Annotated in this window: 23 protein-coding genes; 9 read left to right on the top strand and 14 right to left on the bottom strand. The window is 62.9% G+C overall.

The genetic code is table 11. The features are described from left to right. Window positions 1-150: 150 nt before the first annotated feature. Window positions 151-1488, top strand: coding sequence for a tetratricopeptide repeat protein (locus AAFU51_02100; GenBank protein ID MEO1570039.1), 1338 nt, complete (start codon window positions 151-153; stop codon window positions 1486-1488). 33 nt (window positions 1489-1521) lie between these two features. Next, window positions 1522-2403: an alpha/beta fold hydrolase gene (locus AAFU51_02095; protein ID MEO1570038.1), complete on the top strand. Its 882-nt coding sequence runs from the start codon at window positions 1522-1524 to the stop codon at window positions 2401-2403. On the opposite strand, the gene AAFU51_02090 is transcribed toward AAFU51_02095, so the two are convergent. Beyond that, entirely contained in the window at window positions 2400-2840 is a 441-nt protein-coding gene (locus AAFU51_02090) for a hypothetical protein (protein ID MEO1570037.1), read from the bottom strand. The two genes, AAFU51_02095 and AAFU51_02090, sit on opposite strands and share 4 nt — an antisense overlap. Window positions 2841-2912: 72 nt before the next feature. On the opposite strand from AAFU51_02090, the gene AAFU51_02085 reads away from it, so the two are divergent. Further along, window positions 2913-4340, top strand: a complete 1428-nt coding sequence (locus tag AAFU51_02085; protein ID MEO1570036.1) for an SLC13 family permease — start codon at window positions 2913-2915, stop codon at window positions 4338-4340. Here AAFU51_02085 and AAFU51_02080 read toward each other — a convergent pair. The 5 genes from AAFU51_02080 to AAFU51_02060 all read right to left on the bottom strand — a co-directional run bounded on the left by AAFU51_02080 (window position 4337) and on the right by AAFU51_02060 (window position 9176). Beyond that, on the bottom strand, window positions 4337-5623 hold the full coding sequence (locus tag AAFU51_02080) for an NAD(P)/FAD-dependent oxidoreductase (protein ID MEO1570035.1): 1287 nt from the start codon (window positions 5621-5623) through the stop codon (window positions 4337-4339). The genes AAFU51_02085 and AAFU51_02080 overlap by 4 nt on opposite strands. Next, the gene (locus tag AAFU51_02075) at window positions 5620-6243 is read right to left on the bottom strand and encodes a hypothetical protein (GenBank protein MEO1570034.1); all 624 of its coding nucleotides are present in this window, start codon (window positions 6241-6243) and stop codon (window positions 5620-5622) included. The genes AAFU51_02080 and AAFU51_02075 overlap by 4 nt, the downstream gene beginning before the upstream one ends. 87 nt (window positions 6244-6330) lie before the next feature. Then, window positions 6331-7413 (bottom strand): isoaspartyl peptidase/L-asparaginase, encoded by a 1083-nt coding sequence (locus AAFU51_02070; GenBank protein ID MEO1570033.1) that lies wholly within the window; start codon window positions 7411-7413, stop codon window positions 6331-6333. A gap of 29 nt (window positions 7414-7442) precedes the next feature. Beyond that, entirely contained in the window at window positions 7443-8594 is a 1152-nt protein-coding gene (locus AAFU51_02065; protein MEO1570032.1) for a hypothetical protein, read from the bottom strand. A 105-nt stretch (window positions 8595-8699) separates the two neighbouring features. Further along, complete coding sequence (locus tag AAFU51_02060; GenBank protein ID MEO1570031.1) at window positions 8700-9176, bottom strand: hypothetical protein; 477 nt, start codon at window positions 9174-9176, stop codon at window positions 8700-8702. A 441-nt stretch (window positions 9177-9617) separates the two neighbouring features. Here AAFU51_02060 and AAFU51_02055 point away from each other — a divergent pair, with 441 nt between their 5' ends. Beyond that, window positions 9618-10109: a hypothetical protein gene (locus AAFU51_02055; protein MEO1570030.1), complete on the top strand. Its 492-nt coding sequence runs from the start codon at window positions 9618-9620 to the stop codon at window positions 10107-10109. A gap of 14 nt (window positions 10110-10123) precedes the next feature. On the opposite strand, the gene AAFU51_02050 is transcribed toward AAFU51_02055, so the two are convergent. Continuing rightward, a complete protein-coding gene (locus AAFU51_02050; GenBank protein ID MEO1570029.1) occupies window positions 10124-10774 on the bottom strand; it encodes a hypothetical protein in 651 nt (216 codons plus the stop codon). Window positions 10775-10972: 198 nt separating this feature from the next. Here AAFU51_02050 and AAFU51_02045 point away from each other — a divergent pair, with 198 nt between their 5' ends. Beyond that, entirely contained in the window at window positions 10973-11320 is a 348-nt protein-coding gene (locus tag AAFU51_02045; protein ID MEO1570028.1) for an STAS domain-containing protein, read from the top strand. An 81-nt stretch (window positions 11321-11401) separates the two neighbouring features. On the opposite strand, the gene AAFU51_02040 is transcribed toward AAFU51_02045, so the two are convergent. Continuing rightward, a complete protein-coding gene (locus AAFU51_02040; GenBank protein MEO1570027.1) occupies window positions 11402-11713 on the bottom strand; it encodes a zinc ribbon domain-containing protein in 312 nt (103 codons plus the stop codon). A gap of 271 nt (window positions 11714-11984) precedes the next feature. Between AAFU51_02040 and pckA the strand changes: the two genes are divergently transcribed. The 3 genes from pckA to AAFU51_02025 all read left to right on the top strand — a co-directional run bounded on the left by pckA (window position 11985) and on the right by AAFU51_02025 (window position 14798). Then, a complete protein-coding gene (pckA, locus tag AAFU51_02035) occupies window positions 11985-13598 on the top strand; it encodes a phosphoenolpyruvate carboxykinase (ATP) (GenBank protein MEO1570026.1) in 1614 nt (537 codons plus the stop codon). Between the two features lie 212 nt (window positions 13599-13810). Next, window positions 13811-14287, top strand: coding sequence for a DUF805 domain-containing protein (locus AAFU51_02030; protein MEO1570025.1), 477 nt, complete (start codon window positions 13811-13813; stop codon window positions 14285-14287). Between the two features lie 64 nt (window positions 14288-14351). Next, window positions 14352-14798: a DUF805 domain-containing protein gene (locus AAFU51_02025; GenBank protein MEO1570024.1), complete on the top strand. Its 447-nt coding sequence runs from the start codon at window positions 14352-14354 to the stop codon at window positions 14796-14798. Between the two features lie 3 nt (window positions 14799-14801). Here the strand turns inward: AAFU51_02025 and uvrB are convergent, their stop codons facing one another. The 3 genes from uvrB to AAFU51_02010 all read right to left on the bottom strand — a co-directional run bounded on the left by uvrB (window position 14802) and on the right by AAFU51_02010 (window position 19536). Further along, window positions 14802-16868 (bottom strand): excinuclease ABC subunit UvrB, encoded by a 2067-nt coding sequence (gene uvrB, locus AAFU51_02020; GenBank protein ID MEO1570023.1) that lies wholly within the window; start codon window positions 16866-16868, stop codon window positions 14802-14804. A 249-nt stretch (window positions 16869-17117) separates the two neighbouring features. Further along, window positions 17118-18230 carry a pectin acetylesterase-family hydrolase gene (locus AAFU51_02015; GenBank protein ID MEO1570022.1) on the bottom strand — a complete coding sequence of 371 codons (1113 nt, stop codon included), beginning with the start codon at window positions 18228-18230 and terminating at the stop codon, window positions 17118-17120. Window positions 18231-18414: 184 nt separating this feature from the next. Then, entirely contained in the window at window positions 18415-19536 is a 1122-nt protein-coding gene (locus AAFU51_02010) for a pectin acetylesterase-family hydrolase (GenBank protein ID MEO1570021.1), read from the bottom strand. A 172-nt stretch (window positions 19537-19708) separates the two neighbouring features. Between AAFU51_02010 and AAFU51_02005 the strand changes: the two genes are divergently transcribed. Next, complete coding sequence (locus AAFU51_02005) at window positions 19709-19849, top strand: hypothetical protein (GenBank protein ID MEO1570020.1); 141 nt, start codon at window positions 19709-19711, stop codon at window positions 19847-19849. A 97-nt stretch (window positions 19850-19946) separates the two neighbouring features. On the opposite strand, the gene AAFU51_02000 is transcribed toward AAFU51_02005, so the two are convergent. From AAFU51_02000 to AAFU51_01990, 3 genes are all read right to left on the bottom strand, one after another. Further along, window positions 19947-20282, bottom strand: coding sequence for a hypothetical protein (locus AAFU51_02000; GenBank protein ID MEO1570019.1), 336 nt, complete (start codon window positions 20280-20282; stop codon window positions 19947-19949). 68 nt (window positions 20283-20350) lie between these two features. After that, window positions 20351-25126: a lamin tail domain-containing protein gene (locus tag AAFU51_01995; protein MEO1570018.1), complete on the bottom strand. Its 4776-nt coding sequence runs from the start codon at window positions 25124-25126 to the stop codon at window positions 20351-20353. A gap of 89 nt (window positions 25127-25215) precedes the next feature. Continuing rightward, complete coding sequence (locus AAFU51_01990; GenBank protein MEO1570017.1) at window positions 25216-25617, bottom strand: nuclear transport factor 2 family protein; 402 nt, start codon at window positions 25615-25617, stop codon at window positions 25216-25218. Between the last annotated feature and the right edge of the window lie 25 nt (window positions 25618-25642).

Genomic DNA, 25642 nt, shown 5'->3' with positions numbered 1-25642 from the left:
CTAGGCCTGCATCTAGCCTCAAGGCTAAAGCGGCGGTTCCCACCTCGGGGGCCGCCGTTTTTTGTGCTGCACACGTGAGGTTTAGGCAACCTTGCAGTTAGTTCTGTGTCCAGATGCGTCTCCTGCTCACAGTTGTTCTCCGCTCGACCTATGCGTGCCCCGCTTTTCCTCGTCGTCATGCTCTCCCTACCAGTTCAGGGGCAGGTCCTCGAAACTGAGGCGTTGAGTGTTCAAGAGCAGTTTTCAGCGCAGGACAATGCCAACGTGATCGCTCAACTCGGGGCCATGGCCGTGCGTTCGGAGGCAGAGTCCTACATACTGGGCCGTGCCTACCAGGAAGAATTCCAGCACCAGAATGCCCTTGAGGCGTTCGCTGGGGCAGACACCACATCCGTTCGAGTGCTCCGCGCGAGAGCCGTCAGCCTGGAGCGCCTCGGTCGCCACCACGAAGCCATCGCAACGTACCGCCGAGCACTCGACGTTCAACCCGAGAGTATCGGGTTGACGATGGCGCTCGCCCGGCTCCTCAACCTGGTACGCGATTTCGAATCCGCCCGCCAACTGCTCGCAGCGGTTTCCGCAGCGAAGCCCGAGACGCCTTCCATCCGTGTCGAGTACGCAAGAACGCTCGTGGCGCTCGACTCGCTAGACGGGGCCATCGTCCAGCTTGAACTCGCACATCGTCAGGCTCCGGCGAGCGCGACTATTCCGTTGCTGCTCAGCCAGGTCTACCTCACAGCCGAATTGCCCACGAGTGCGGCACGCGTGCTGGAACGTGGCCTTGATGTCGTCGACGAGGATCCAAGGCTGTGGGCACGGCTGGGCGCGGTTCGGCACCAACTCGAAGTACATGACGGCGCAATTGATGCGTACGGGACTGCGCTAGCACTCGGTGACTCGTCAGCATCGACATGGCGCGGGCTCGGCATGAACCGATACCTCGACGGTGCGCCGCGCCCCGCGCGTACTGCGCTCGACGCATCGTACGCGGTAGACTCGACCAACGCACGAACAGCGTTTTACTTGGGCCTCGCGCACAAGCAGCTCGAAGCCTTCGACGAGGCCGAGCGCTGGCTGACGCTCGCCGCGACCCTCACCGGCCGCCAGCCGCTCGCTGACATCCTCGAACACCTCGCCGATGCCCAGCGCTTCCAGGACGAGTACCGCGCCGCCATAGAAACCGACCAGGTCGTGCTCTACTTGAGCCCAGGTCGCCTCTCTACGACGTTTCACCTCGCTGTGCTCTTCGACGAGTACTACGCTGATTCGGCCCCGGCGATACGACAATTCGAGGCGTTCATTCAACAAGCCATGGCAAGCCCGGTTGCCGAGCGCAGCGACACTCTCGTGATGGTAGCCTACGCACAGAACCGCATCCGTGCCCTTCGCGAAGCCACCTTCTTCGGCGCACCCGAGGCGGACGCCGAGTTGCAAGCCGACAGCAGCGATACGGACGTGGGGGGCACCGGAGCACAGGGCGGGCGTTAGACGGGCGCACTTCTTCGACTCGCCTCTCGACCTATGCTCCGCGTCCTCGCCACGCTGCTCCTCGCCGTATTCTTCGCCGCCTGCACCGAAATCCCGATCACCGAGGCCGAAGCCTTTCAAAACAAGCGGACCGTCACGCCTGCGACGTTCGACGTGCCGGGCTTTACCCTGTCGCAGCATCGTGTTCCCCTCGCCGATGAAGCGCTTCCCGACTCGCTCGACGCCGACAGTCTGGCGCTCGACGCGTGGTTCATGCGGCATACCGGGTTCAACGGAGAACCAGCGCGGGGGACGGTGCTCTACTTCGGCGGGCAGGGGTTCCTGATGGTCACCTTTGCTGATTTCATCGAGGCGATGGCGCAGCACCGAGTCAACCTGTTCATGGTCGACTACCGGGGCTACGGCATGAGCGACGGCGAGCCGAGCGTGGCCGGCCTGAAAGCTGACGGGCTTGCCGTCTACGACTACGTGCAGGCGCTCGATGGTGTCGAACCCGACCGTCTCGTTCTCCACGGGCACTCGATGGGGACGTTCATGGCGACCTATGTGGCGCAGGAGGCCGCGCTACCGCCCCGTGGCTTGCTCCTTGAAAGTCCTGTCACAACGGTCGAAGAGCTCACGTCTGCGCTCGTCCCAGCGCTTCTAAAGCCGCTCGTCTCGTTCGACATCGACGATGCGCTCCAGCGTGAAGACAATCCCGGGCGCGTGGCGGGGCTCGCCATGCCGACGCTCGTGATCGTTGGAAGCGAGGACAACATTACCCCACCAAAGCTCGCCGAAGACGTACACGAAGCATCCGTAGGTCAGCCGAAGCGGCTTGTCGAGGTCGAGGGCGGTGGTCACAACGGGCTAGAAGCCTATGATGCATTCCACAGCGCGCTCGCCGAATTCTACGACATGGCACTCGGCAACTAGCCGACGTCAAGCAGCAGCGCTGTCATCCAAAGCACGAGGCCTGTGCGGAGCGTCCAGGCCGCCGTGCGGATCCAGTTGGTGCCTACGAGCCGGGCGTGCGCGTCTCCGTCGAAGCCGACCATGAGAGTGTTATGCAGTGGTACCTGCACAAACGCCGTCGATGCCCAGATTACGCCAACGAGAGCGAGGCCGCTCCAGAGCATCCATAGCGGCAGCCCGGTCGGGCGCATCCACACGAGCGCGACGGCCGTCCCCAGTTCGAGCAGCATGGCAGGGCCGACGACCCAGGTGATCCGCGTCTGGTGCGCCGCCTCATACGCCGCCCAGCGCTCCGCACCGACACCTGAGAACAGGGGATAGTGGACGACTTGCACAATCAATATTGCGCCAAACATCGTCAACGTGGCTAGGAGGTGCAGGAGAAGAAGGGCCTTCATGAGGGCAGATCGCGGGGAAGTGGGGCGAGCGGCGTATCGTGAAGCAACGCGCCCCTACCAGCCAGGTCCCCGATGTCGCCCTTCCTCATCCTTCTGATCGGCCTTGTGGTCGTGTTGGGCCTCATCATCGGGCTGCGGCTCAACGCCTTCCTCGCGCTCATCACCGCGGCGCTGGTCGTGAGTCTCCTGGCGCCCGGTCCGATGGCGCTCAAGGTGGAGCGCGTGGCTGCCGCGTTCGGGGGCACCGCGGCGAGCATTGGCATCGTGATCGCGCTCGCGGCCATCATCGGCGCGGCGATGATGCGAAGCGGGGCGGCGGACCGCATCGCCAACGGCTTCCTCGGCGCGCTCGGCGAGAAGCGCTCCAACGTCGCCATGGCAGGCAGCGGCTTCACGCTCTCGATCCCTGTGTTCTTCGACACGGCGTTTTACTTGCTCGTCCCGCTCGCCCGCTCGTTGGCACGGACGACCGGCCGGCACTACCTGCGCTACCTCGTCGCAATCGCAGCGGGCGCGGCCATCACGCACACGCTCGTCCCGCCGACGCCCGGACCGCTGTTCATGGCCAACCGCTTTGGCGTCGACCTCGGCGTGATGATCCTCGTCGGGCTTGCGGTGGGGCTGCCTAGCGCTACCGCCGGGTTGGTCTTCGCGACCTGGCTCGACCGACGCATGCCGATTCCGCTGCGGCCCTACGAAGGCGACGAGGCTGTTGTAGACGCGCCCGACGAGGCTGCCTTGCCAGGCATGGCGCTATCGCTCGCACCGATTGCCCTGCCGATCCTGCTCATCACCGTCAACTCTGTGGTCAAGGTGCTCGCGCAGCTTGCGATCCCTGAAGCGCCGCTCCGCGATCCCGAACTCACGACGGCGATCCTCGCCGCCGCCGCGAATGGGCTCGGCATTGCGCAGGTGTTCCAGTGGACAAACCTGCTCGGGAATCCCAACTTCGCCTTGCTCCTCAGCGCGGCGCTCGCGGTGTGGACCTATCAGCGCCAGCAACAACCGTCGGCCGAGCAACTCGGCAAGGTGATCGAGAGCGCGCTGATGAGCGGGGGCGTCATTATCCTAATCACAGCCGCAGGCGGCGCCTTCGGTGCGATGCTGCGCGCTGCTGAACTCGGCGGCGCGATCCAAGCGCTCTTTGGCGACGTGTCTGCAGCAGGGCTAGGCGTGCTGCTCCTCGCGTTCGGGATTGCGAGTCTCCTCAAGTTTGCCCAGGGCTCCAGCACGTCGGCAATGATTATCACGGCAGGGATGCTAGGCGCGATGATCGACCCCCATGCGCTCCCGTTTCATCCCGTCTACCTCGCGATGGCGATTGGCGGCGGGTCTCTGGTCGGGTCATGGATGAACGACAGTGGCTTCTGGATCTTCGCCAAGATGGGCGTGCTCACCGAAGCCGAGACGCTGAAGTCGTGGACGCCACTCCTCGTGGTTCTCGGCGTTACGAGCTTCCTCATCACGTGCCTGCTCGCGCTCGTGCTGCCGCTGAGCTAAGCGCGCACGGCCTCGTCCAAGAGCGGTACACCGAGATCAGCGAGGACGGCCTCGGCCGCGAGGCGACCCGAGCGCATGGCCCCGTTGATGGACGCGTTCGTGCGGTGGTCGCCAGCAACATAGAGCCCGTCACCAAGGCGAATGGGACGGGTCGGGGGCGATAGAGCGGGGGGGACCTGCGCGGGTTGGGCGTGCTCGATGCGATACGTCCGAAGCGGCGTCCATTCGTCCACCTGCTCACCAAACCACGTCCGGCAATGATCGCGCACACGGAGGTCGAGCAAGCTGTCGCCGGCATCAGGGATGCCGAGAACGGTCGCCGCTACGAGTGCCTGGCCATCAGGGGCATAGCTCGGCGCCGCATTTGACATCACGGCGAGATTGTTCACAGGGCCGGCGTTCTCTCCGTCGAGGACAAGGATTGGGTCGTCAATGGGCGGCACAGGGGCGGCGTAGTAGGCGCACGTCACGCTGCGCGACGCGGGTGATTCAATGGCCCCATTGAGTAACCGGGCCCCAGTCGGGCCGTCGGTCGCGATGATAACCGTTTTTGCAAGAATCGACTCCTCGTGTTTCAGGCTCACACTGCCAGACGAAACCGACTCGACGGGCGTGTTCAGCCGCACCGCGTCACCAGGCAGCGGTGCGGCGAGTTGCTCTGGGATCGCGCCCATACCCATCGCAGGTACGGCGGTCATGCCTTCCGAAAACATCCGGAAGTAGAACTCGAACGCGCGGCTCGATGCCTTCAAGTCCTTGTCGAGGAGGATGCCCCCGAGGAAGGGCTCGAAGAACCGTGTCATCATCGACGCTGAGAAGCCATAGCGCTTCGTCAGCGCCTCGCGTGTCGTGACCTCGTCGCGTGCCCAAAGCTTATCCAGCGACGGTGAGCGGACGTTTTGGCGGAGGCCGAGTACCTTCACCTTGTCCGCGAGCGAGCCGATGGGAGAGAATACCGACGGCAGCGCGCCGAAGAAGTCTCGGGTCGGATCGGCAAGCCGATGGAGCATGCCACTGAAATAGACGAGCGCGCCGTTGTCGAACGGTTGGAGGTCGAGCGCATCGTAGTCAAGCCAGCGTTGTGCCTCCGGGTAGGCCGTCAGTAGCACTTGAAAGCCTCGATCCAGGAGGTACTCGTCAAACTCGTCGGTCCGAACGCGACCGCCGAGTCCGTCCGACGCTTCGAGCAAGGTGAAGGCGATGCCATGCGCGGCGAGCGTCCGCGCTGCGGTCAGCCCGGCTAGCCCGCCTCCAACGATGACTACGTCAGACAGTGCGCTCATTCCGACGGAATCGGTTCGAGGGTGACCACGCCGACTTCGAGATCGGTGGCAGCCTTAGTAAAGGTGTATGTGATCCCAGCGCCCGGGACGTAGGGGGCCTCCACGCGCACGTCGTCCGTGATAGCTTGCCGGAGTTGGGTGGTGTCCAGCCGCAGCGTACCGCGAGCCTGCCGGACTTCGACCGATCCACTCACGGCCACAGGCAGTGGCTTCTCGGTCTGGTCCTCGCGCCGATCCAGTCGGAACTGCGCGGCATAGCGGCTCGGTTCGGTTTTGGTCAAAGAGAAACCGCCGACCCGCTCTGTCGGATCCGCTTGCGACGGGGCGAGGACGTACACGACCTGCAGCGTTTCGCCGCTAGCGGATACGCCAAGCGTGCTCAGGCGCACCTCGCGCGACCCGGTTTCCGCGCCCGGCATCGAGCCGAGCAACTCAAATGCGGAGGTGGGAAAGACTCCCGTCTCAGCGTGAAGCAGGGCAGCAGCGGCCATCAGGCGGCTTGGCTCAGCTAGCTGTTCCTGGAGGTTGTTCGACGAGGCTTCCAGCGCAGGAGTGAGCGACTCGGTAGCGGCGCAGCCGGCCAGGACGACTGCGGCGAGAAGAGGTAGAGCAATACGCATAGGATAGTCGGATAGTGCGGGCTCGCAGATAGGAGACAAACACACCGTAGTTCCCAAACGGCGCGCGTGACGAACGGTCACGATGGCTCATTCGTCGCGGTAGAGCAACACGGTCACCGTGCCGTCCTCATCGATATAGCCACGATACATGCCAGGCGTGTTGAACGGCATCGTCACCGTGCCGTCTGCACCGAGGGCGATCACGCCGCCTGTGCCCCCAGACTCGGTCAGCGTCTCGTGGATGACGGCCTCAGCGGCCTGAGTGAGCGATTCGCCGAGGTAGCGCATGCGCGCAGCGATGTCGTAGGCAGTGACGTTGCGGATGAAGTACTCGCCGTGGCCTGTCGAGGAGACGCCGACGGCCTCGTTGGCAAACGTGCCAGCCCCAATGATCGGCGAGTCGCCAATGCGGCCGTAGCGCTTGGCCGTCATGCCACCTGTTGAGGTTCCTGCCGCTAGGTGGCCGTCGTTGTCGAGCGCCACGGCTCCGACGGTTCCCGTCATCCGCCAGGGCGCCGGGTGCTCGAGTTGCCACTCGGGCACTGCTCGTTCAGGGATCGCCTCGTGATCGGCAGCGCCGCTTTCCGACTGCTGCTGCGCGCGCTGTTGATCAAGCACCCGCCGGAGGGCCTCGCGGCGGGCGTCGGTATGAAAGTGCCGGTTGGGCACCAGGTCGAGCCCGCGCAAGAGCGCAAACTCTTCTGCACCGTCGCCCGAGAGAAGCACGTGGGGCGAGCTGGTCATTACCTCCCGGGCGAGCAGGATCGGGTTCTTGACGTGCCGCACGCCTGAGATAGCCCCAGCTTCGCCCGTCGCCCCGTCCATGATCGAGGCGTCGAGTTCAGCGTAGCCGTCGGCGGTGAAGACAGCGCCTCTGCCCGCATTGAAGCGCGGGCTGTCTTCCAGTACCGTGATTGCAGCCGTGACCGCGTCCATGGCAGACGCGCCACCCTGGATCTCGGCATAGCCTGCTTCGAGGGCTGTGGTAAGTGCCGCTCGGATCGATGCCTCGCTCGCCTCGTCGAGCAGGTCTCGGCGAATGGTGCCAGCGCCACCATGGATGACGAGCACAGCGCGAGGTTCGACCGATGCTGGAAGTGTGTCGGGCGGGTTGGGCTGGGCCATCAGCGAGGTGGGCAGGAGGAGGCAGAACAGAAGAGCTAGGCGCATAACGAAGGAGGCACAGGAAAAATGAAGGGCTAAAGTGGCTTCTCGAATAGCGCGTACTCTTTGTCCCGGATCGACCCGAACGAGTCCAGCAGGTTGGTCAACTTCTTGTTCGTATCGAGGACCCAACTCATCTCGCAGGCGCGGTAGCCAAGGGGAATACCCGCCTCAATCGTGGCCATCACCAGCAGTACGTCGAGCCCTCTACCTTGGTAGGCGGGCAACACACCCATCAGCGGCATGCGTACTTCCTGGACGGCGCCGAGCTTCATTGCGAGCAGCATCTTGGGCAGCCCTGTCGAGAGCAACTTACCGTCGGGGAGCTTCTTAAGTACCTGGTTGAGGTTGGGCAGCGTCACCGAGAAAGCCACGGGCTCTCCGCCCACCTCGATGAAGTAGACGAGGTCAGGGACAATGACAGGCTTGAGCTCTTTCTCAAGCTGCTTTAGCTCCGAGGGGGTGATTGGGACGAAGCCCCAGTTGCCTACCCAGGCATCGTTGTAAATCCGGAGCACGTGCGCCACGTCTTCGTCGTAGCGGTTCATGTCGAGCGCACGGACGGTCACATCGGGGTAGCGGCGTTGGACAAGGGCAGCGCCGCGTTTCATGCGGTTGAGATCGAGGTAGTGCCGGTGGACGTAGTACGCCCACATCGTCATGGATCGCTCGAACCCGTAGCGCTCCAGAAAGACCGCGTAGTAGGGTGGATTGTAAGGCATGAGAAGCATGGGCTCCTTATCAAACCCAGCCATCAGCAGCCCCGCGACATCGTTGAGAGACGGATTCGCGGGTCCCCGCATCGCCTGGAGGCCCTGCTCGCGCAGCCAGGCCGCTGCCGCGTCGAGAAGCGCCTCCGCAACGTCGTAGCGGTCGATGCACTCGAAGAAACCAAAGAAGCCAACGTGGTCGTCGTACGTCTCTAGGTGCATCCCGTTGACAATGCCCGCGATGCGGCCGAGGACATTCCCTGCGCCATCCTCCGCGAGAAACCGCTGCCACCGTCCATGCTCGAAGAACGCGTTCTTCTTCGGGTTCTGGATGGTACGCTGGTCGAGGCGGAGCGGCGGCACCCAGTTGTGATTGTCCTGGTAGTAGGGGACCTCGTACGCGAAATCAAGAAAGCGGCGGGCATCGCCAGCGCTTGCGACAGGGCGTACGGAGACCGCGGTGGTGTCGGGTGGCATAGTAGAAAGGGGATGAGCCGGGCACGGAAAGTACGCGCACAAAAAAGCGGCAAGCTCTGATCGAGCCTGCCGCAACAGAGTAGGGCGGGGGGAGCGAGGCTAGGCCTAGGCGCGTGCTTTCTTCTTCGCGGCGCGCTCCTGGGCTTTCGCGTCTACATCGGCTTTCTGCCGGTAGAGCTCCATGTAGGAAGACACAGGGTAGCGGTCCCCGTAGATCTCCTTCATCTTCTGGAAGCGGAGCCGGCAAGCCATCTTGAACGCGGTATCCTCCCCATACTTCTTGATGGAGAACGACGTGCCACGTGCGGTGCCAGGTTCTGGATTCCAGGAGACGGCGTAGACCTCGTGCTTGACGCCGCGCCGGTCTTTCTTGTAGGTACGAGAGATGCCTACGACGCCGGTCGAGTTGTTCTTGTTACGCGTGATGAGGCGACGGCGAGGTTCAGCTTCAGGCATGGCTGCGACCTCCGCTTCAAGTTCCTTGCGGAACTCGACCGCTTCCTCGAATGCTTCCTCGCGGCCTCCGCATTTGCGGTCGCTGAACAGTTTGGAGTAGGTCTTGCCGTGGCGATATACGCGCACTTGCCATCCGTGGGTTGAATCGGAGTCGATCCTGATGACGCCTTTGGCTCTGGGCATGGTGGGGGTCTGACTGGTGAGAGGATTGCGAACAAACCGTGGTAGGGTAGGGAAATATACTTCATCAACCTTTTCTCTTCCACCTTGGTGCTGAGTGTGCTATGGACGCTACGCGGGTGTCATTCCATGTCTGTTTTCAGAAACACTGGAAGTAGACCTACTCAACGTGTGTAGAGTGTATCCAGTATGAAAGAGCAAGCACTCGTTGTAACACACAGTGATGTAGGTTACGCCGGTCGTACGGGGTACCTCTTCGGCTGCTCGGGACGGTCGTGGTCCGGTCGTGGGCCTTCGAGTCTCCCTTCAACCAACGTCCGACACAAATCTAGGCGCCTGCCGTAGGTTGCTCAAGTAAGACGGTCACGACACACGCCTCGCAGATCCATGAGCAGTAAACTTCCTTCCATCCTGATCGGCGCTGCTGTGTACGTACTTCTCGGCCTCCTGGCTAGCGTTCTCAGCTCGATGGGGTCCGCAGCAGGCATGTTTGCCGGGATACTCAGCTGTGTGACTGTCCTACTCGCTGCTGCCACGGCAGTCTGGCACTACACGAGCACGAATGCGCTGACGATTTCGGGCGGTCAGGGAGCCGGGATGGGTGTAGTAGTCGGGCTTGTCGGCGCTGTCATTGCAGGGTCGCTCTCGCTGTTACTGATTCAGCTCGGCGTCTTGCCTGATCCGATGGATATCGCCCGAGAGCAGTGGCGCACCCAAGGGCTGTCCGAAGAGCAGATCGAACAGATGGGGGGCTGGGCGGAAGCAGCCAGTGGCCCCATCGGGATCGTGATCGGTGCTGCCGTAGGCATGGTGCTGGGCGCAGCTGGCGGCGCCATCGGTGCAGCCATCTTCAAGAAAGGTGAGCCAGACCGCGCTTAAGCGTGACCAGTGTTTCAGCGCCGCGGCATTGAGCGCGGCTTGGAGAGAATAACGTGCAGCCGATACGCATCCTGTACGTCTTCCGGCGAGCGCAGCTTCGAGCGGAGTCGAGCAACCGATGCCGCTTCACTCGCAGTGCCAGCGGACCGTGCCGTTGGTGTGGTTGGCGCCTCCACACGCGACAACGACAGATGCCCTCGAAGGTCTTCGTTGGGTACAACGCGCTCCATCAAGGTGGGGCGATCCGTTTTAAGCGGACGCTCGAATAGAGCTTCCCGTCGGGCTTCAGCCGCTTCGTACTGTTCGTGGGCCCCAGATGAAAAGTGTGCATCGCCATGCTGCTCGAAATCGTCGAAGTGCTGGAAGGCGGAGGCATTTTCCTCGTCTGCGACGGTCGGAAACGCCTCGTCCTCTGCCGACGGTGGTAGCGGTTCATTTGCTTCGCTGCGAGACGAGGACGGCTGGCTCGCTTGCTGAAGCGCTTCTTGGATCTGACGAAGGGCTTCCTCAAACGTAGACGGGCCTCCGTCCGACGCGGGAGCTTCGTCTCCTGGATTGGGCGCGCGCTTTCCTTTCGTCCGCTGGCCGATGAGTGAGCCAATGAACTGAAGAAACAGAAAGAAGAGAAAGATTAGGAGCCCAAGGTTTTCAAAGAAGAAGTCCATCAGAAGCGATGCAATTGGGCGGAACGGCTCACATTGAACGCCAGAATACGACGGCATGCTGGGCAAGTGCCGCTCACTTGGCGAAATCGGCGGCAGGTCGTATAGTGAATGCCAGGACTGCACCTCACGCTCCTTCTCCGTACCTTTCAATCTGCGCCTTCGCGGCGCTCACCTCCGCACGACACAGCCAGTACGACCATGCCTCTCAGCGTAAGCGAACAGTATCACGCCGCCGTCATTGCCATCAAGGGCAAGTTCTTCGGCAGCCGCGACGGTGACGAGTACAAACAGACGATTAACGACTTCAAGAGTCAGGGCAAGACGAACATCGTCATCGATTTCGCCAAGACCAACCTGATGGACTCGTCCGGCATTGGCGTGCTGATCAAGAGTGCAGCCGACATCCGCGATGCGGGCGGAGACATTGTGCTCGCGAATCTCGAGGAGCGTGTCAAGAACCTTTTCGTGATGACGCGCCTCCTCGGTCCCGTATTCAAAGACTATGAGTCCGTCGAGGCGGCTGCGAGCAGCTTCGTACAGAGTTGACCGGCACGTGCTTCCATCTAGAGACGGGGCTTCTCACACTGTTGAGGAGCCCCGATCTTTTTGGGATGCCGCGTGGCATGCTCACTTCGATTCGCCTTCCGTAGACGAACTGGTCGAAGCGCTGGCTTCGGAAGATGAGGTCTCGGAGCCCCCCTTCGTCTCTGCGGTGGAGTCGGCTTTCGCGTTAGCCGGTTTTGTGTCTGACCCGTTGCCTTTGCGGGCATAGTCTGTCAGGTAGAATCCGTCGCCCTTGAAAATGAGGCCAGCACCGCCGCCGATCACGCGCGTCACCTTTTGCCCCGTCTCAGGATCAACCGTAAGCGGATCATCCGACATCCGCTGAAACACTTCAAACGTAGAGCCGTCTTCGCGGCGGTATTCGTAGGTGGGCATGGAGAGGCAGAGGAATAAAACAAACGAAGCCGATGTACCGGGGGCAAAAGGGGGCGGTTCCTAGCCGTCAGGGTACCCTCTGGTACAGCACAAGGGGCTTAGAAGGACGAGCCGGGCGCAGTCCGAGGGTGAAGGCATGGCACGCGTATCAGGGTTCTCCTTACGCTCACAGGCTTGTCAGACCCGACGAGGCAGGACCGTGACACGTCATCCGTCACCCTACTTTGGTTGCAGCACCGACATCGTCTCGTTCATCGACTTACGCCGACCCATGGCAACCCCAATCTCCCTGAATGTTTACGGCATCGACGTAAAGCAGATCGTCCGCAACGCTGCCCCGGCGCGGCTCTATGAGGAAGCCCTCCGCTTCGACGAAGGCGCCGCCATCATGTCGACGGGGGCTTTGGCGCTGCGGTCCGGTAAGAAGACCGGCCGGAGCCCGTCCGACAAGCGCGTCGTAGCGCATCCGAAGAGCGAAGGCGACGTCTGGTGGGGCGACGTCAACATCAAACTCGACGAGCGAGTCTTCCTGATCAACCACGAGCGTGCGATCGACTACCTCAACACCCAGGACCGGCTCTACGTGGTCGACGGGTTTGCTGGCTGGGACCCCGATCACCGCCTCAAAGTCCGCATCGTCTGTTCCCGGCCATACCACGCGCTCTTCATGCACAACATGCTCATCCGTCCCTCGCAGGCTGAGCTCGATTCTTTCGAAGACCCAGACTTCGTGGTCTTCAACGCAGGCTCGTTCCCTGCGAACCGCTACACCTCGGGCATGACGTCCACGACGAGTGTGGATGTGTGCTTCGAGCGGAACCAGATGGTCATCCTCGGCACGATGTACGCCGGCGAGATGAAGAAAGGCGTCTTCACAGTCATGAACTATCTCATGCCCAAGAAAGGAGTCTTGTCCATGCACTGCTCCTGCAACCAGGGGTACGAAGCGGGTGAGGCTATAGGCGACGTGTCGCTGTTCTTCGGGCTCTCCGGTACCGGAAAAACAACGCTGTCTGCGGACCCCAACCGCGCCTTGATCGGCGACGACGAGCATTGCTGGGACGATGACGGCGTGTTCAACATCGAAGGGGGCTGCTATGCCAAGGCCATCGACCTCTCGGAGGAATCCGAGCCGGAGATCTACCGGGCGATCCAGTACGGCACCGTCTTAGAAAACGTCGTCTACGACCAAGAAACCCGTGAAGTGGACTACTCGGACGTGTCAATCACTCAGAACACGCGTGCGTCCTACCCCATCGAGTACATCGACAACGCCAAGATCCCGTGCGTGGCAACGCATCCATCAAACGTGATTTTTCTCACGGCCGATGCCTTCGGCGTACTGCCGCCTGTCGCCAAGCTCACGCCTGCGCAGGCGATGTACCACTTCATCAGTGGCTACACGGCCAAGGTCGCAGGCACAGAGATGGGCGTCACCGAGCCGCAGGCCACGTTTTCGGCGTGCTTTGGTGCACCCTTCATGGTCTGGCACCCGTCGAAATATGCTGAGCTGCTCGCTGACAAGATCGAGCGCCATGACTCTGACGTGTGGCTCGTCAACACGGGATGGACAGGTGGCGCCTACGGGACTGGGCACCGCATTAAGTTGGCCCACACTCGGGCCATCATCGACGCCATACACGACGGCTCTCTGGCAGCAGCCCCGACGGCCACCGACCCGATCTTCGGCGTTGCAGTCCCCACTGTATGCGCCGGTGTGCCCGACGATATCCTCGTTCCGCGCAACACCTGGGCCGACAAAGACGCCTACGATCACCAGGCTGCGCAGCTCGCGCAGCTCTTCATCGACAACTTCGAGCAGTTCCGAAACGGATCCAGTGACGCCATCCTTCGCGCTGCTCCTGTCGTACACGAGATAGCCTAGCTGTTCGCAATGCTGACACGACGACGGGCTCGCGGCAACGACGCTGTGGGCCCGTCGCGCGTTGAAGGAAGCGACCGACCACGTGCTTTGGTCTAGTCTTTGACCATCCTCCTGCTCGTCGTACCGCGGCTCTCTAGTGCCAACCTTGCGGCGCATTTGAGCAAACGGGATTACCTGGACACAACGCCGGTTCACAAAAGCACCCCCTATCGATGTTCTTCTGGTATCGCGAAGTCCTCTTCAAGTATGCCGATTTCTCGGGACGAGCGCGCCGCCGCGAGTACTGGATGTTCACGCTAGCAAACGTGGCAATCGTGCTACCGCTGCTCGTTGCCGGGGTGATCTTGTCGGCCTTGCTCACAGAGGTTCATGCAGCATATGTGTTTTCGGGGATGTACGTCTTCTACGGGTTGTATATCCTCGCGACGCTGATCCCCCAACTCGCCGTGTCGGTGCGCAGGCTGCACGACACCGGTAAGAGCGGCTGGTGGATGCTCCTCGCGATGGTGCCGTTGGGGTCCTGGGTGCTGCTGTTTTTCTTCGTGCAAGAGGGCGATGACAGGGACAACGCGTACGGAGCGGACCCGAAGGGCTTTGCCGACCTGAGCGCGCGTGTAGACGATCTGGCCCAGGCATCAGTCTATTCGGAGAATATCTACGCACAAAGCGCCCGTTCGCGAGCGATCTAGCTCGATTGCAGCGGCCATCGTATCGTTCAGTGCTCCCTGACCTTTTTCGCCAACACCCTCATCGATGTCTGAGATGAAGTTCTGGTACCGCGAGGTACTCTCGAAGTATGCCGACTTCACGGGGCGCGCACGCCGCAGCGAGTACTGGTATTTCACCCTCTTCAACCTGCTAGTGGTCATCGCTGCCATAGCCATCGGTGGAGGGACGGTGGGGTTCTACGGTGACGGCATCGGGATGCCCATCTTCTGGGCGATCTACGGGTTCGTGATCCTCTACTCGCTGGCGATGCTTATCCCGTCGCTCGCGGTAACCGTGCGGCGATTGCACGACACCGGGCGAAGTGGCTGGTGGTATCTGCTGTCGTTCGTCCCCTTCGGCACGCTGCTGCTGCTCTATTTCTTCGTAGTTGAGGGCGACTATGGACCGAACGCGTACGGTCCCGACCCCAAGGATCTGGACGATCTCGACAACCGCATCGATGAACTGTACGAGGACGGCGGAGCCTACTGATTACTAGGCCGCCCCTTTGAGCGAGTTTTCCAGCGCGGTGATCTCGTCGCGGAGTTCAGCGGCGCGCTCGAACTCTAGGCGCTCCGAGGCCTCTTCCATTTCGCGTGAGAGCTGCGCCACGAGGTCGCGCTTCTGGTCGTCGGTGAGGTACTGCATCACCGGGTCGGCCACCTTCGGAAGTTGCTCCGGTCCGCTGTAGAAACTGCGCGGTCCGTCTTCGTCCTCGGCCTTGTGATCGGCGATGGCGGTGCCGCGCTTGATCTGGTCGGCGGATTTCGTGACGGTCATCGGCGTGATGCCGTGCTCCTCGTTGTAGGCTTCCTGCAACTCGCGGCGGCGCTCCGTCTCGTCCATCATGCGCCGCATGGAGTCGGTGACGCGGTTAGCGTACATGATGACTTTGCCGCCCGCGTTGCGCGCCGCGCGGCCCGCCGTCTGGATGAGCGACCGCTCAGAGCGCAGAAACCCTTCTTTGTCGGCGTCGAGGATCGCAACAAGGGAGACTTCAGGAAGGTCGAGCCCTTCGCGAAGGAGGTTCACGCCCACGAGCACGTCGAACTCGCCCAGGCGCAGGTCACGGAGAATGTCGACGCGCTGGAGGGCGTCGATCTCGGAGTGAAGCCACCGCACGCGGATACCGAAGGCATCGAGGTACTCGGTGAGGTCCTCGCTCATACGCTTTGTGAGCGTCGTCACAAGCACGCGCTCTTGCCGACGTACGCGCTGGCGGATCTCTTCGAGGAGGTCGTCGATCTGGCCATCGACGGGGCGCACCTCTACCACTGGGTCGAGGATGCCCGTTGGTCGGATGATTTGCTCCACGATCACGCCCTCTGACTCGTCGATCTCGTAGTCGGCGGGCGTGGCGCTCACGAAGATCACGTTCTTGTGGAAGCGCTCGAACTCCTCGTAGGTCAGCGGCCGGTTGTCGAGCGCCGACGGCAGCCGGAAGCCGTGCTCGACGAGGTTGAGCTTGCGGGCGCGGTCGCCGTTGTACATCCCCCGCACTTGCGGTACGGTGACATGGCTCTCGTCCATGACGAGGAGGAAGTCATCGGGGAAGTAGTCGAGGAGGCAACTCGGGCGGGTGCCGGGCTCACGGCCGTCCATGTGGCGGCTGTAGTTCTCGATGCCCGAGCAGTAGCCGACTTCTTTGATCATCTCCAGATCGAAGAGCGTGCGCTGTTCCAGTCGCTGTGCCTCGACGAGCTTGTCCTCGACGCGGAGCACTTCGAGCCGCCAGCGTAGCTCATCCTCGATCAATTTGATGGCGCGGTCAATCTGGTCCTCCGGCGTGACGAAGTGCTTGGCAGGGTAGATCGTCACGATCTCCTCCGGCGCGGCGAGCTCGGCGCCGGTGAGCGGGTCGATCCGCACGATGCGCTCGATCTCGTCGCCCCAGAAGCTGAAGCGGTAGGCTTCGTTCTCGTAGTAGGCGGGGAAGAGGTCGACCGTATCGCCGCGGACGCGGAAAGCGCCGGGCGCAAATTCGATGTCGTTGCGCTCGTAGAAGACGTGGATGAAGCGCCGCAGTAGCTCGTTGCGCTCGATCTCCATGCCCTGCTTGATCTGGACGATCTGCTTCTTGTACTCCTCCGGATTGCCGAGGCCGTAGATGCACGATACCGACGCCACCACGATGACATCGTCCCGGCCTGAAACGAGCGAACTCGTTGCTGAGAGCCTCAGCCGGTCGATCTGCTCGTTGATCGCCATGTCCTTCTCGATGTACGTGTCGGACGAGACGATATAGGCCTCGGGCTGGTAGTAGTCGTAGTACGAGATGAAGTACTCGACCGCGTTGTTGGGAAAGAACTCCTTGAACTCGGCGTAGAGCTGCGCCGCGAGCGTCTTGTTGTGCGAGAGCACCAGCGTCGGTTTGCCGATGTTCTTGACGACGTTGGCGATGGCGAACGTCTTGCCCGTGCCCGTCGCCCCGAGAAGCGTTTGGTAGCGATCGCCGCGCAGCAAGCCTTCGGTCAATTCACCGATGGCGCGCGGTTGGTCGCCGGTTGGCTTGAACGGAGCGTCGAGACGAAACGGCGTGTCGATGCGGGTGATGTTCGCCATCGTGGCAAGGAGGTTTGATGGGGCGGGCCGAAACGAAGGAAGCTAGCGGGATCGGGTGTCAACGGTATGGCAGAGGGGCGGGTTCAGGGACGTTCGGGGTTTGTATGCGAAGGTGGAGAGGTCGCACGTGATACTCTGTCCCAGCACTCCCCTCTGATGAAACGTGGCACCCTCGACCCTCGACCCAGACACAACACGCCGCCCCAACCAAAGCTGAGGCGGCGCGCATGAGCGAATCGCGTGTTCGAGCTACGGCGTGGGCGGCACGCCGAGCGTTTTGCCTTCGAGGAAGCGTTGAACCGCGCGCGACAGCGGGAGCCCGTTCACACGCGTGGTATAAAACTGCTCGCCGAGGAGGAACGTGTGGGCCTCGCCAGGCACGTAGTACGTGCCGACGTTCTCTGGCAGGATCTCGCGGAGGTCGTAGAGCGCGTCGCGGAAGGTCTCGCCGGGAATCAGGCAGCCGAGCGGGTTCTCGGGCGTACACGTCGGTAGGACCGAGCCGTTGAAGAAGCGGATCGTGGCGTCCTGCTCATATGAGATCAGCCCGAAGTTGGCGTCGGGGTACGTGCGGGCATAGTAGGGCAGCACGTTCTCGATGCCATCGCCGTTCAGCTGCGTGCACTCCGGGCAAGCGTCCGGGATCGAGGGGCCGAGGTTCCACAGGAAGCGCTGGAAGGACTGTAGCTCTGGCGAGTACGCCGCGTCGTCGCGGAGGAGCGGGCCAGAGTCGTCGAGCACGTCTACGGGTGTCGGCGCGAAGGCCTCGGCGAAAAGGCCGTAGGTACCGATGGTGCCGAAGCCCCCAGCGCTCACGCCCGAGAGGACGACTCGGTCAGCGCGTTCCAGTCGATCGCCGAGGCGTCCCAGGTAGGTCTGGAGGTTCTGGTAGCCCACAAAACGCTGGACGCCTTCGACGCCTGGCACGAAGCCGTTCGGGTTGCTCCCGGAGTGCACGTCGCCGGTGCAGTAGGGGATGAAGACGATGTTCCAGTCGGCGAACGGGTTGTTGGTGCGGCTCTGGTCGAAGACCCCGGCATTGCCGATGAAGGCAAACAGGTTGTTGAAGTCAGTCTCGTCGAACTTTGAGGGGTTGGTTTCGCACGAGCCTGGGTCGAGGCACGCGCCGCCGCCCTGCATCAGGAAGAGCAGCTTGGTGGAACCAGGCACAGCCCGGACGCCGACGCCCGAGGCCGAGCCGTCGCGGCACATCGACTCGGGCGCGTCGAGCCACGTCCATTCGCTGCTGCGAGCGTAGGCGGTCGGGACGTACGGCGCGTCGTCAAAGACGCCAACGCTGGACGACACTGTCTCGACGATGGGCGCGTCGACAGACGTGTCGCACGCAGCAAGTACACACACGGAAAGCGCACAGACGCCCACTTGGAAGCCACGTAATAGCATAGGGGGAAAGAGAGAGGTGAAGAGAAAAGCCGCCCAACCTGGAGAGGTGGGCGGCCAGGAGCATCTCTAAGAAACGGGAGCGCTTGGAGTTAGGCAAACCGTCTCGGAAGCCCTTCCACAGGCCTGGAGCGGCGCGTAGCGCCTAGTCAGCCGCGGCCAAGGGAACCGAGACCGCAGGGCGAGACGCGGGGAGGTCCGTCGGCGCCCCCGCGACAAACGACGTCGTCCAGTCGGCAGCCGTCGTCCCGTTCACTCGGACCGAGTAGAACTCAGGGCTGAGGAGGAAGGTGTGTCCTTCGCCCGTCGGGAAAAACGTCCCGCTGTTGGAAGGCGGTAATGAGGACCGGACGTCGTAGAGGCCGTCTTCAAACGCAGTCGCGCCTGGGAACCCAAAGAAGGTTCGGATGACGAAGTCCCGGTTGTAGGACAGCAGGCCGAAGGAGCGGTCGGGGTTGTTCTCAGCGTAGAACGGCGTCACGTTTTCGAGGCCATCCCCATTGGGCAGCGAGCAGTCATCACATCCAGAGGGCAGCGCCGCATCCAGGTTCCAGAGGTCACGCCACTGTGACTGTAGACTGGGCGAAAGCACGTTGTCCAGCGACGGGACTGGCCCGGAGTCGTTCAGAAAGTCGACGGGCGCAGGCGACAACTCGTCACCCACCAACCCATAAGTACCGACCACCCCAAACCCGCCAGCACTCGTACCGGCAAGTACCACCTGGCGCGCACGCTTCGCTTGTCCCTGGATGCGGCCGAGCATGGCTTCCATGTTGCCGTAGCCCACGAAGTCTTGTCGGCCAAGGATGCCCGGTACGTCCGTATTGGGGCTACTACCGCTGTGCACGTCGCCGGTGCAGTAGGGAACGAAGACGACGTTCCAGCCCGCGAAGGGGTTGTCCTGGTTATCGCTGTCGAAGACGCCCGTCTGGCCGAACTCTGCGATGAAGGCGTCGAAGTCGCCTTTGCTGAATCGGGAGGGGTTGGTAAGGCACGAGAAAAAGTCGTAGCACGCACCGCCGCCCTGGAGCAGGATCAGCAAGTTCGGCGAGCCGGACTCGCGGCGCAGCCCGAAGCCGGTGCGCGAGCCGTCACGGCACTGCATGCCGTTGGGTTGGAGAAACTGCCAGTCCGACGCTTGCGCTGAAGCGAGCGTAGGGAGGTACGGTGCGTCGTCGAAAAGGCCGACAGGTTCGGCTTCGGGGGTGATCGGCGACGAACAGGCAACGAGGGTCAGGCCTGCGAGGAAAACGAGAAGGCTACGCATCGGGGGCTGGAGCACGCGGAGAGGAACGGAGGGACCCCACGATAACCCTGCCTTCCTAGAACCGCAAACACAAAGGGCTACCGGATGGGAGCGAGTCGGCTGGTCGCCACACTAGGTGTTTAGTCCCAGAGTGTGATGGTCTACCTTTCGACCACCTCAACCCCCAAGACCTATGGGACAAGTTCTACACGGCAGCGCCCGCACAACTCAGGCCGTCCGCCGATCCCTCCAGCGCAGCCAGCAGACCGTGAGTGCTCTTGCTGAGCGCCACGCCCTCAACCGCAAGATCGTCGCCAAGTGGCGCAAGCGCTAGACGGTTGAGAACGTGCCGATGGGGCCGAAGCACCCGTGCTCGGCCGTGCTCTCGCCCGAGGAAGAAGCCACTATCGTTGCCGTCCAGCCAGAGGGTTTCAATGGCTACGGTGGGCGGAAGCCCAGCAAGTGAACTGACCCAGCAACGACAGCGACTCCGGTAGGCCTTCGAGCGTCAATTCTTCGGCATAGTCGTCGAGCGCCAGGCTTCCAATGGAGGTCAATGTCGCCGGCAGCCCCTCCAGCGAAGTCAGGCGGCGATTGTCGTGCACGTTGAGGTAGCGTCCGATCCGCTCAAAGCCATCGGGCAACCCTTGCAGTGACACGAGGGCGCTGTTGCCCCATATGTCGAGGTCTTCTTCGATCGACCAAAGCGAAGACGGGAGCGTCTCAAGCGAGGTGAGGCAACGTTCAGGACGATGAGCGTCGGACAACGACTGTGCCAGTCTAACGATCAAACTATAGCCTATTAACCAGCAGGAAGAAGGATGCCCGACTGTGCCTAGAATCGCCGGGCTAGCACGGCCACATCCTTGTAGGCTTCCGTAGAGCCGCCCTGCGCGTCGAGTGCTTCGAGGAGGACGACGTAGATCCCGACCCGAAGTTGCCGCCCGGCGTCGTCGCGTCCGTTCCAGTCGAGGAAGCCGCTGCGCCCAACAAGGTCGCCCGATTCGAGACTGCGGACTAGCCGCCCGGCGCCGTCGAAGACGCGCACGCGCACGAGCGCGGCATCGCTCTCCAGCGTGAACGCGATCCGCGCCGATTGGCCTTCGTCGGGCGCAAACGGTGAGTCGATCGTCAGGCCTGCGTCGCCCGGGGGCGGGGCCTGCGGATCGACAAATACGCTGTTGACCAGCCCTGGCGTGCCCCCACTTGCGGCGAGGCTGCTCGACCAGTTTGACGCTTCGCTCGGCGGGCCGTCGCCCGCGATGCGTTCGAGGGCGACCCCGTCCGTCTCCCGCAGTTCAGGGCGGTGCCACTCATTGCTGTACGCCACCGAGTCGATGGTCACCGCGCGTCCGTCGATGCGGGTCGAGAGCACCACGGCATCTTCGGTGTTGTTGAGCCCGGGGAAGTCGTCGGCGGCAAAGAGGTTGGGAACGTCGCCGAAGACGGCGCGGACGCTGTCAGGGGCCTGCGCGAGCACGAGCAGCCCATCGGGTGCGAGGAGGAGCGGCGTATCGCTGATCGGGGAGGCGTCGGGATCCCCGTCGTCCGTGAGTCGGAATTGCTGGAGGTTGAAAGTCTTGTCCGTCAGGTTGCGCAGCTCGACGTATTCGCCATCTACTCCGGCCAGCGGATCGAACATGAACTCGTTGACGACGATGTCACCGGGGTTCGGCGTGTCCGTTTCGCCGAAGAACAGGAGCACAGACTGAGCGCTGCTCACGTTACCGCTGCGATCGGCAAGCCCAGACACCGTGAGCGTGTAGAGCGTCTGCTCGGCCAGAGGCGTCTCGAACGTCAGCCGCACCGCCTCGCCGATGAGCGCTGTGTCATACACGACGCTGCGGGGAGCGCCGATGCCTTGGTCCACCGCATAGCTGTCGGGCACTAGCGCCGTTGACGCGGGCACGACCTCGCTGAAGAGCACGGCGATGCTGGTTGGCGACAGCACGACGGCGCTCGTCACAGAAGGCGGCGTGACATCGGCGACAAACGGGATGAGCAGCGCAGCCCCGGTTGTCTCGTTGCCGAGCAGGTCGCGGACGCCGGTGACGGTCAGCGTCAGATCGCCAGTGGGTAGGCGGCCGTCGAGCGTGAGTTGCACCGTTGGTTCCGAGCCCGCAGCGATGGTGACTTCCGTGATTGCGGGCACGGCGATGCCATCCGCTGCGAGTGTAAACGCCGCAACATCTACGCTGGCGACGTCCAATGGCTCGTCGAAGAATACCACGAGGCTGCGCTCGTCGGCCGCAATCTCCGCTTCGACAGGGAGCGGCCCGAACGTGTCCGGCTCGAAGGCACTGTTCAGCGCGCCCGGTGTCCCGCCCGCCGGGTCAACGGACGAAGCGAAGTTGGCGCGGCTCTGCGACGGCCCGGCAGGGTCCTTGCGCTCAAGCGCCACACCGTCGCCGCCAAAGCTGGGCGTGTAGGCGACCGAGTCGAGCACCACCGGAGCCACGCCACCGAGAAAGCTTAGGACCGCCGTGTCGCCGCTGTTGTTGAGCGAGCCCCAGCCGGCCTGCTCAACCTCGCCGCGCCCCCCGAAAACAGCGCGGAAGGCGTCAGCATTTTGCACGATGACGCCATAGCCGCCGGGCTCGACGAAAACCGGCTGGTCCGTCACAGGCGTAGGCACTACGCTGGCATCGTCGAGTGCGAACTGGCGTAGGTCGAAGACCTTGTCGGTCGTGCTATTGAAGACCTCGACGTACTCGCCTGCACCGTTGGCGGGGGGGTCGTAGAGGATTTCATTGAGGACGAGATCGCCGGGGATCGGTATGTCGCCTTCGCCGAAGAAGAATCGCGTCGATGTCTCGGCAATCGCGTTACCGCGTAGGTCTGACGCGCCACGTACGGTGAGGGTGTAGCTCTGTGGTCCAGACAGCGCAGTGCCTAGCGTAAGCAGCACGTCTGTCGGATCGCCCTCCGGCGCAAGCAGGGCGGCGCTAGGCTCGCCGATGCCGCCCGAAATGGTGTAGTTGGCAGGGTTCTCAGCGCCGTCCTGGGCGAGCGGCTCGTCGAAGCGGACCAACAGGCGCGTCGCATCGAGCGCCTCAGCACCGACGAGCATCGGCGGCGTCTCATCCAGTTCGAACACGCTGTTCTGGCGGCCCGGCGTGCCTCCAGCCGGGTCCGTCGACGTGGCGAAGTTGCTGCGGCTCGACGAGGCTCCTGCGGGATCTTTCCGTTCCAGCGCAACGCCATCGCCGCCGAAACTGGCGAGGTAGGCGACGGAGTCGATCACGACGGGGTCGTCGGCACTGAAGCTGAGTATGACAGTGTCGCCGCTGTTGTTGAGCGTGCCCCAACCGCGTTGTTCTATGACGACCGCGCCCGTGGCGTCGAAGTTGGGAAAGGCTGCCCGAAACGCGTCGAGGTCCTGCACAATGACCGCGTAGTCGCCTGGACTGACGAACGCCGCCGCATCGGTGATGGCGGTGGGTACGATAGAGGCATCATCGAGCGTGAAGTCACGGAGGTTGAAGACGCGGTCGGTGGTGCGGTTGAACACCTCGACGTATTCGCTGGAGCCTCCGCTCGGTGGGTCGTACATGATCTCGTTGAGGACGAGGTCGTTCGGGTCTGGGGTGTCGCCCTCACCGAAGAACAACGACACGCGTCCCTCTGCGAGGACGTTGCCGCGTTGGTCGGCGATGTTGCGTGCGACCAACTCGAAGGCCCGCGGACCCGTGAGTGGCGTGCCAAGGGTTAGTGCCACCTCGGCCGGGTCTCCTTCGGGCGCCACCATGGCTGCGCTGGGCGCCCCGATGCCGTCTGAGATCGTGTAATTTGACGCGGTGCCTGCTGTGGCAGCGTCGACGGGTTCGTCGAAACGCACGAGCAACTCGGTTGCAGAGAGGGCTTCGACCTCAGCGAGCGCTGGCGGCGTTTCGTCGGGGGCAAACACGCTGTTGGCTGCGCCTGGAGTACCACCGCTCGGATCGGTCGTGGTGGCAAAATTCGAGGCAGAAGCAGAGGGCCCCTCGGGGTCGATCCGCTCCAGTGCAGCGTCGGTCCCGCCCCAACTCGGGAGGTAGGGCACCTGGTCGATCTCGACGGGTGGGTCCTCGTCGGCGGGTTGATACAGGAGCGTCACGTCGTCGCCGCCGTTGTTGAGGGCCCGCCACGATGGCACTTCCACGAACGGGACGCCGGGAAAGGCCGTAGCGAAGGCGAGCGAGTCGCGCACGAGCACGCCGAAGCCGCCTGGTTGAATCACCGTCGGCACAGAGGCGATCCGGGACGCAGCAGTGGCGTCAGCCAACAAGAACTCGCTGAGGTCGAACGCCGACGTGGTCCGGTTGAAGACTTCCACATACTCATCGGAGCCACCGGTCGGCGGGTCGTACATGATCTCATTCACGACCAAGTCGCCGAGGGTCGGGACCGCGGGCGTTCCGAAGAAGAACGAGGCTGAGGTTTCGGGCTGCACGTTGCCGAGCGCGTCGATGGCACCCCGCGCGGTGACGGTGTAGAGCGTCCCTTCGACGAGCGGCGATCCGAGCGTGAGTAGGTTGACGGCTACCGGCGGATTGAGGGGGATGCCCGCCTCGATGGGCGTACCGATTCCCGGCGTGATCTCGAAGAGAAGCCGGTCATCGATGTTGCCTATGGGCTCGTTGAAGCGGACCTCGACTATGGTTTCTGAGAGCGGGATTGCCTCGACGAGCACGGGCGGGTCGCCCTCGATCTCGAAAGGGAGCACGGTCGGGACGAGCAGGTTGCCTGCGGCGTCGGCGAGGCCACGGACTTCCAACGTATAGGACCCTGGTGCGAATGCACTGCTGAAAAACAACCGGATGCCATCGAAATTGTCACGCTCGGTCGCGAACGGAGAGCCTACGCCTGGTACCACGAAGTCATCGGGTTCGATCGTGTCGCGGTCGATTGGTTCGGAAAACTGAACCGTCAGCAGTGTCGGCCCGGCGATCACGGACTCGGCGACAGGGGGCGTCGTATCGCTGCTGCTTCCAGCGACTTCGAAGTCGTCCCAAAAAAACGCTTGGCCTGCTGCCGACGTGTGTTTGAGCCAGATGCCAACGTGGGTGCCGGAGGCGTACGTGTCGTCCGAGGCGGTGAGGCTCGGCCCGCTCGCGTCTGGATTGGCGGTGACGGTCCATAGTCCTGCGTCATCGCGCGTCACCTCGACGATCACATCGCCCGCATCACCGGACACCACGTCAAGGATGCCGTCGCCGAGTTCGACCCGAGCTGAAGGGGGCCCGTCCTGCCGGTAGAGCCGGATTTCGTCGCTGTTGTTCGTGCCGATCTGGACGTAGTAGCCGCGCACCTCGCCTTTGAGGTCGTCCGTGTCTGCGAGCAGATAGACGCGCGTGCCTTTGCCAGTCGTGAGGTTGTCCTCGAATCGAAAGCGGAAGCGCCACGTGCTTGCCGTCGTTGCGCTCGGGGTCGCTAGTGCGATGGTGTCGCTCGCGGCGAGGCCATCCGAGCGCAGCGCAAAATCGCCTTCGAAGGGGACGACTGAGAACCGATCCGTGTCGCCCGTCCACGTCGGGTTTGCAGTGAAGTCGCCGTCGGAGAAATCGTCCGAGAGTTGCGCGGTGGCAACGAACGGACTCAGGAGCAGCGAAAGAATGAGCAGGCGACGCATGGGCAGTGGGATGGGTGCGCGGCAAGATCGTCCGCATCGCTCAGACGCACAACCTGTGACAAACAACCCGTGGCACCACGCCGACGTGCTCACCGACGCCGCGAACGATGCCAGGTCACGAGCGAGACGCGCCAGCCTTCGCTGAGCCGGTGCAAGATCCACAGATGGGTGCCTCGGCTGGCCGTGAAGCTCCCATCCGGAGCGCGGTGCCGCGCTTCATAGCGGCACGACTTGTAGGCGATGCCCTCGGCGCCGTAGAGGTCGGTGATCTCTGTCTGGAGGTCGAGCAGGCGCAGGGGCGAGGTGAAGAGCCGTCGCCCGGCGTCGTGGCCGATCTCGACCTCCTCGCCGTCATCGGTGATCCAGCAAACGTCAGGCGTGCAGCAGCCGAGGAGCGTCTCGACGTCGCCCGCGATCTCGGCACGCACCCAGAGGTCATGCAGGGCGCGGATGGCGCGGGCATCGACGTCGGGGAGCGGGGGACCGGGCATCGGTCAGGCGCGGTCGAAACGGATG

The organism is Bacteroidota bacterium (assembly GCA_039821555.1).
Lineage (GTDB): Bacteria > Bacteroidota > Rhodothermia > Rhodothermales > Rubricoccaceae > JBCBEX01.
Note: the sequence above shows the minus strand (reverse complement) of the source record. Positions and strands in the feature narration are given on the sequence as shown.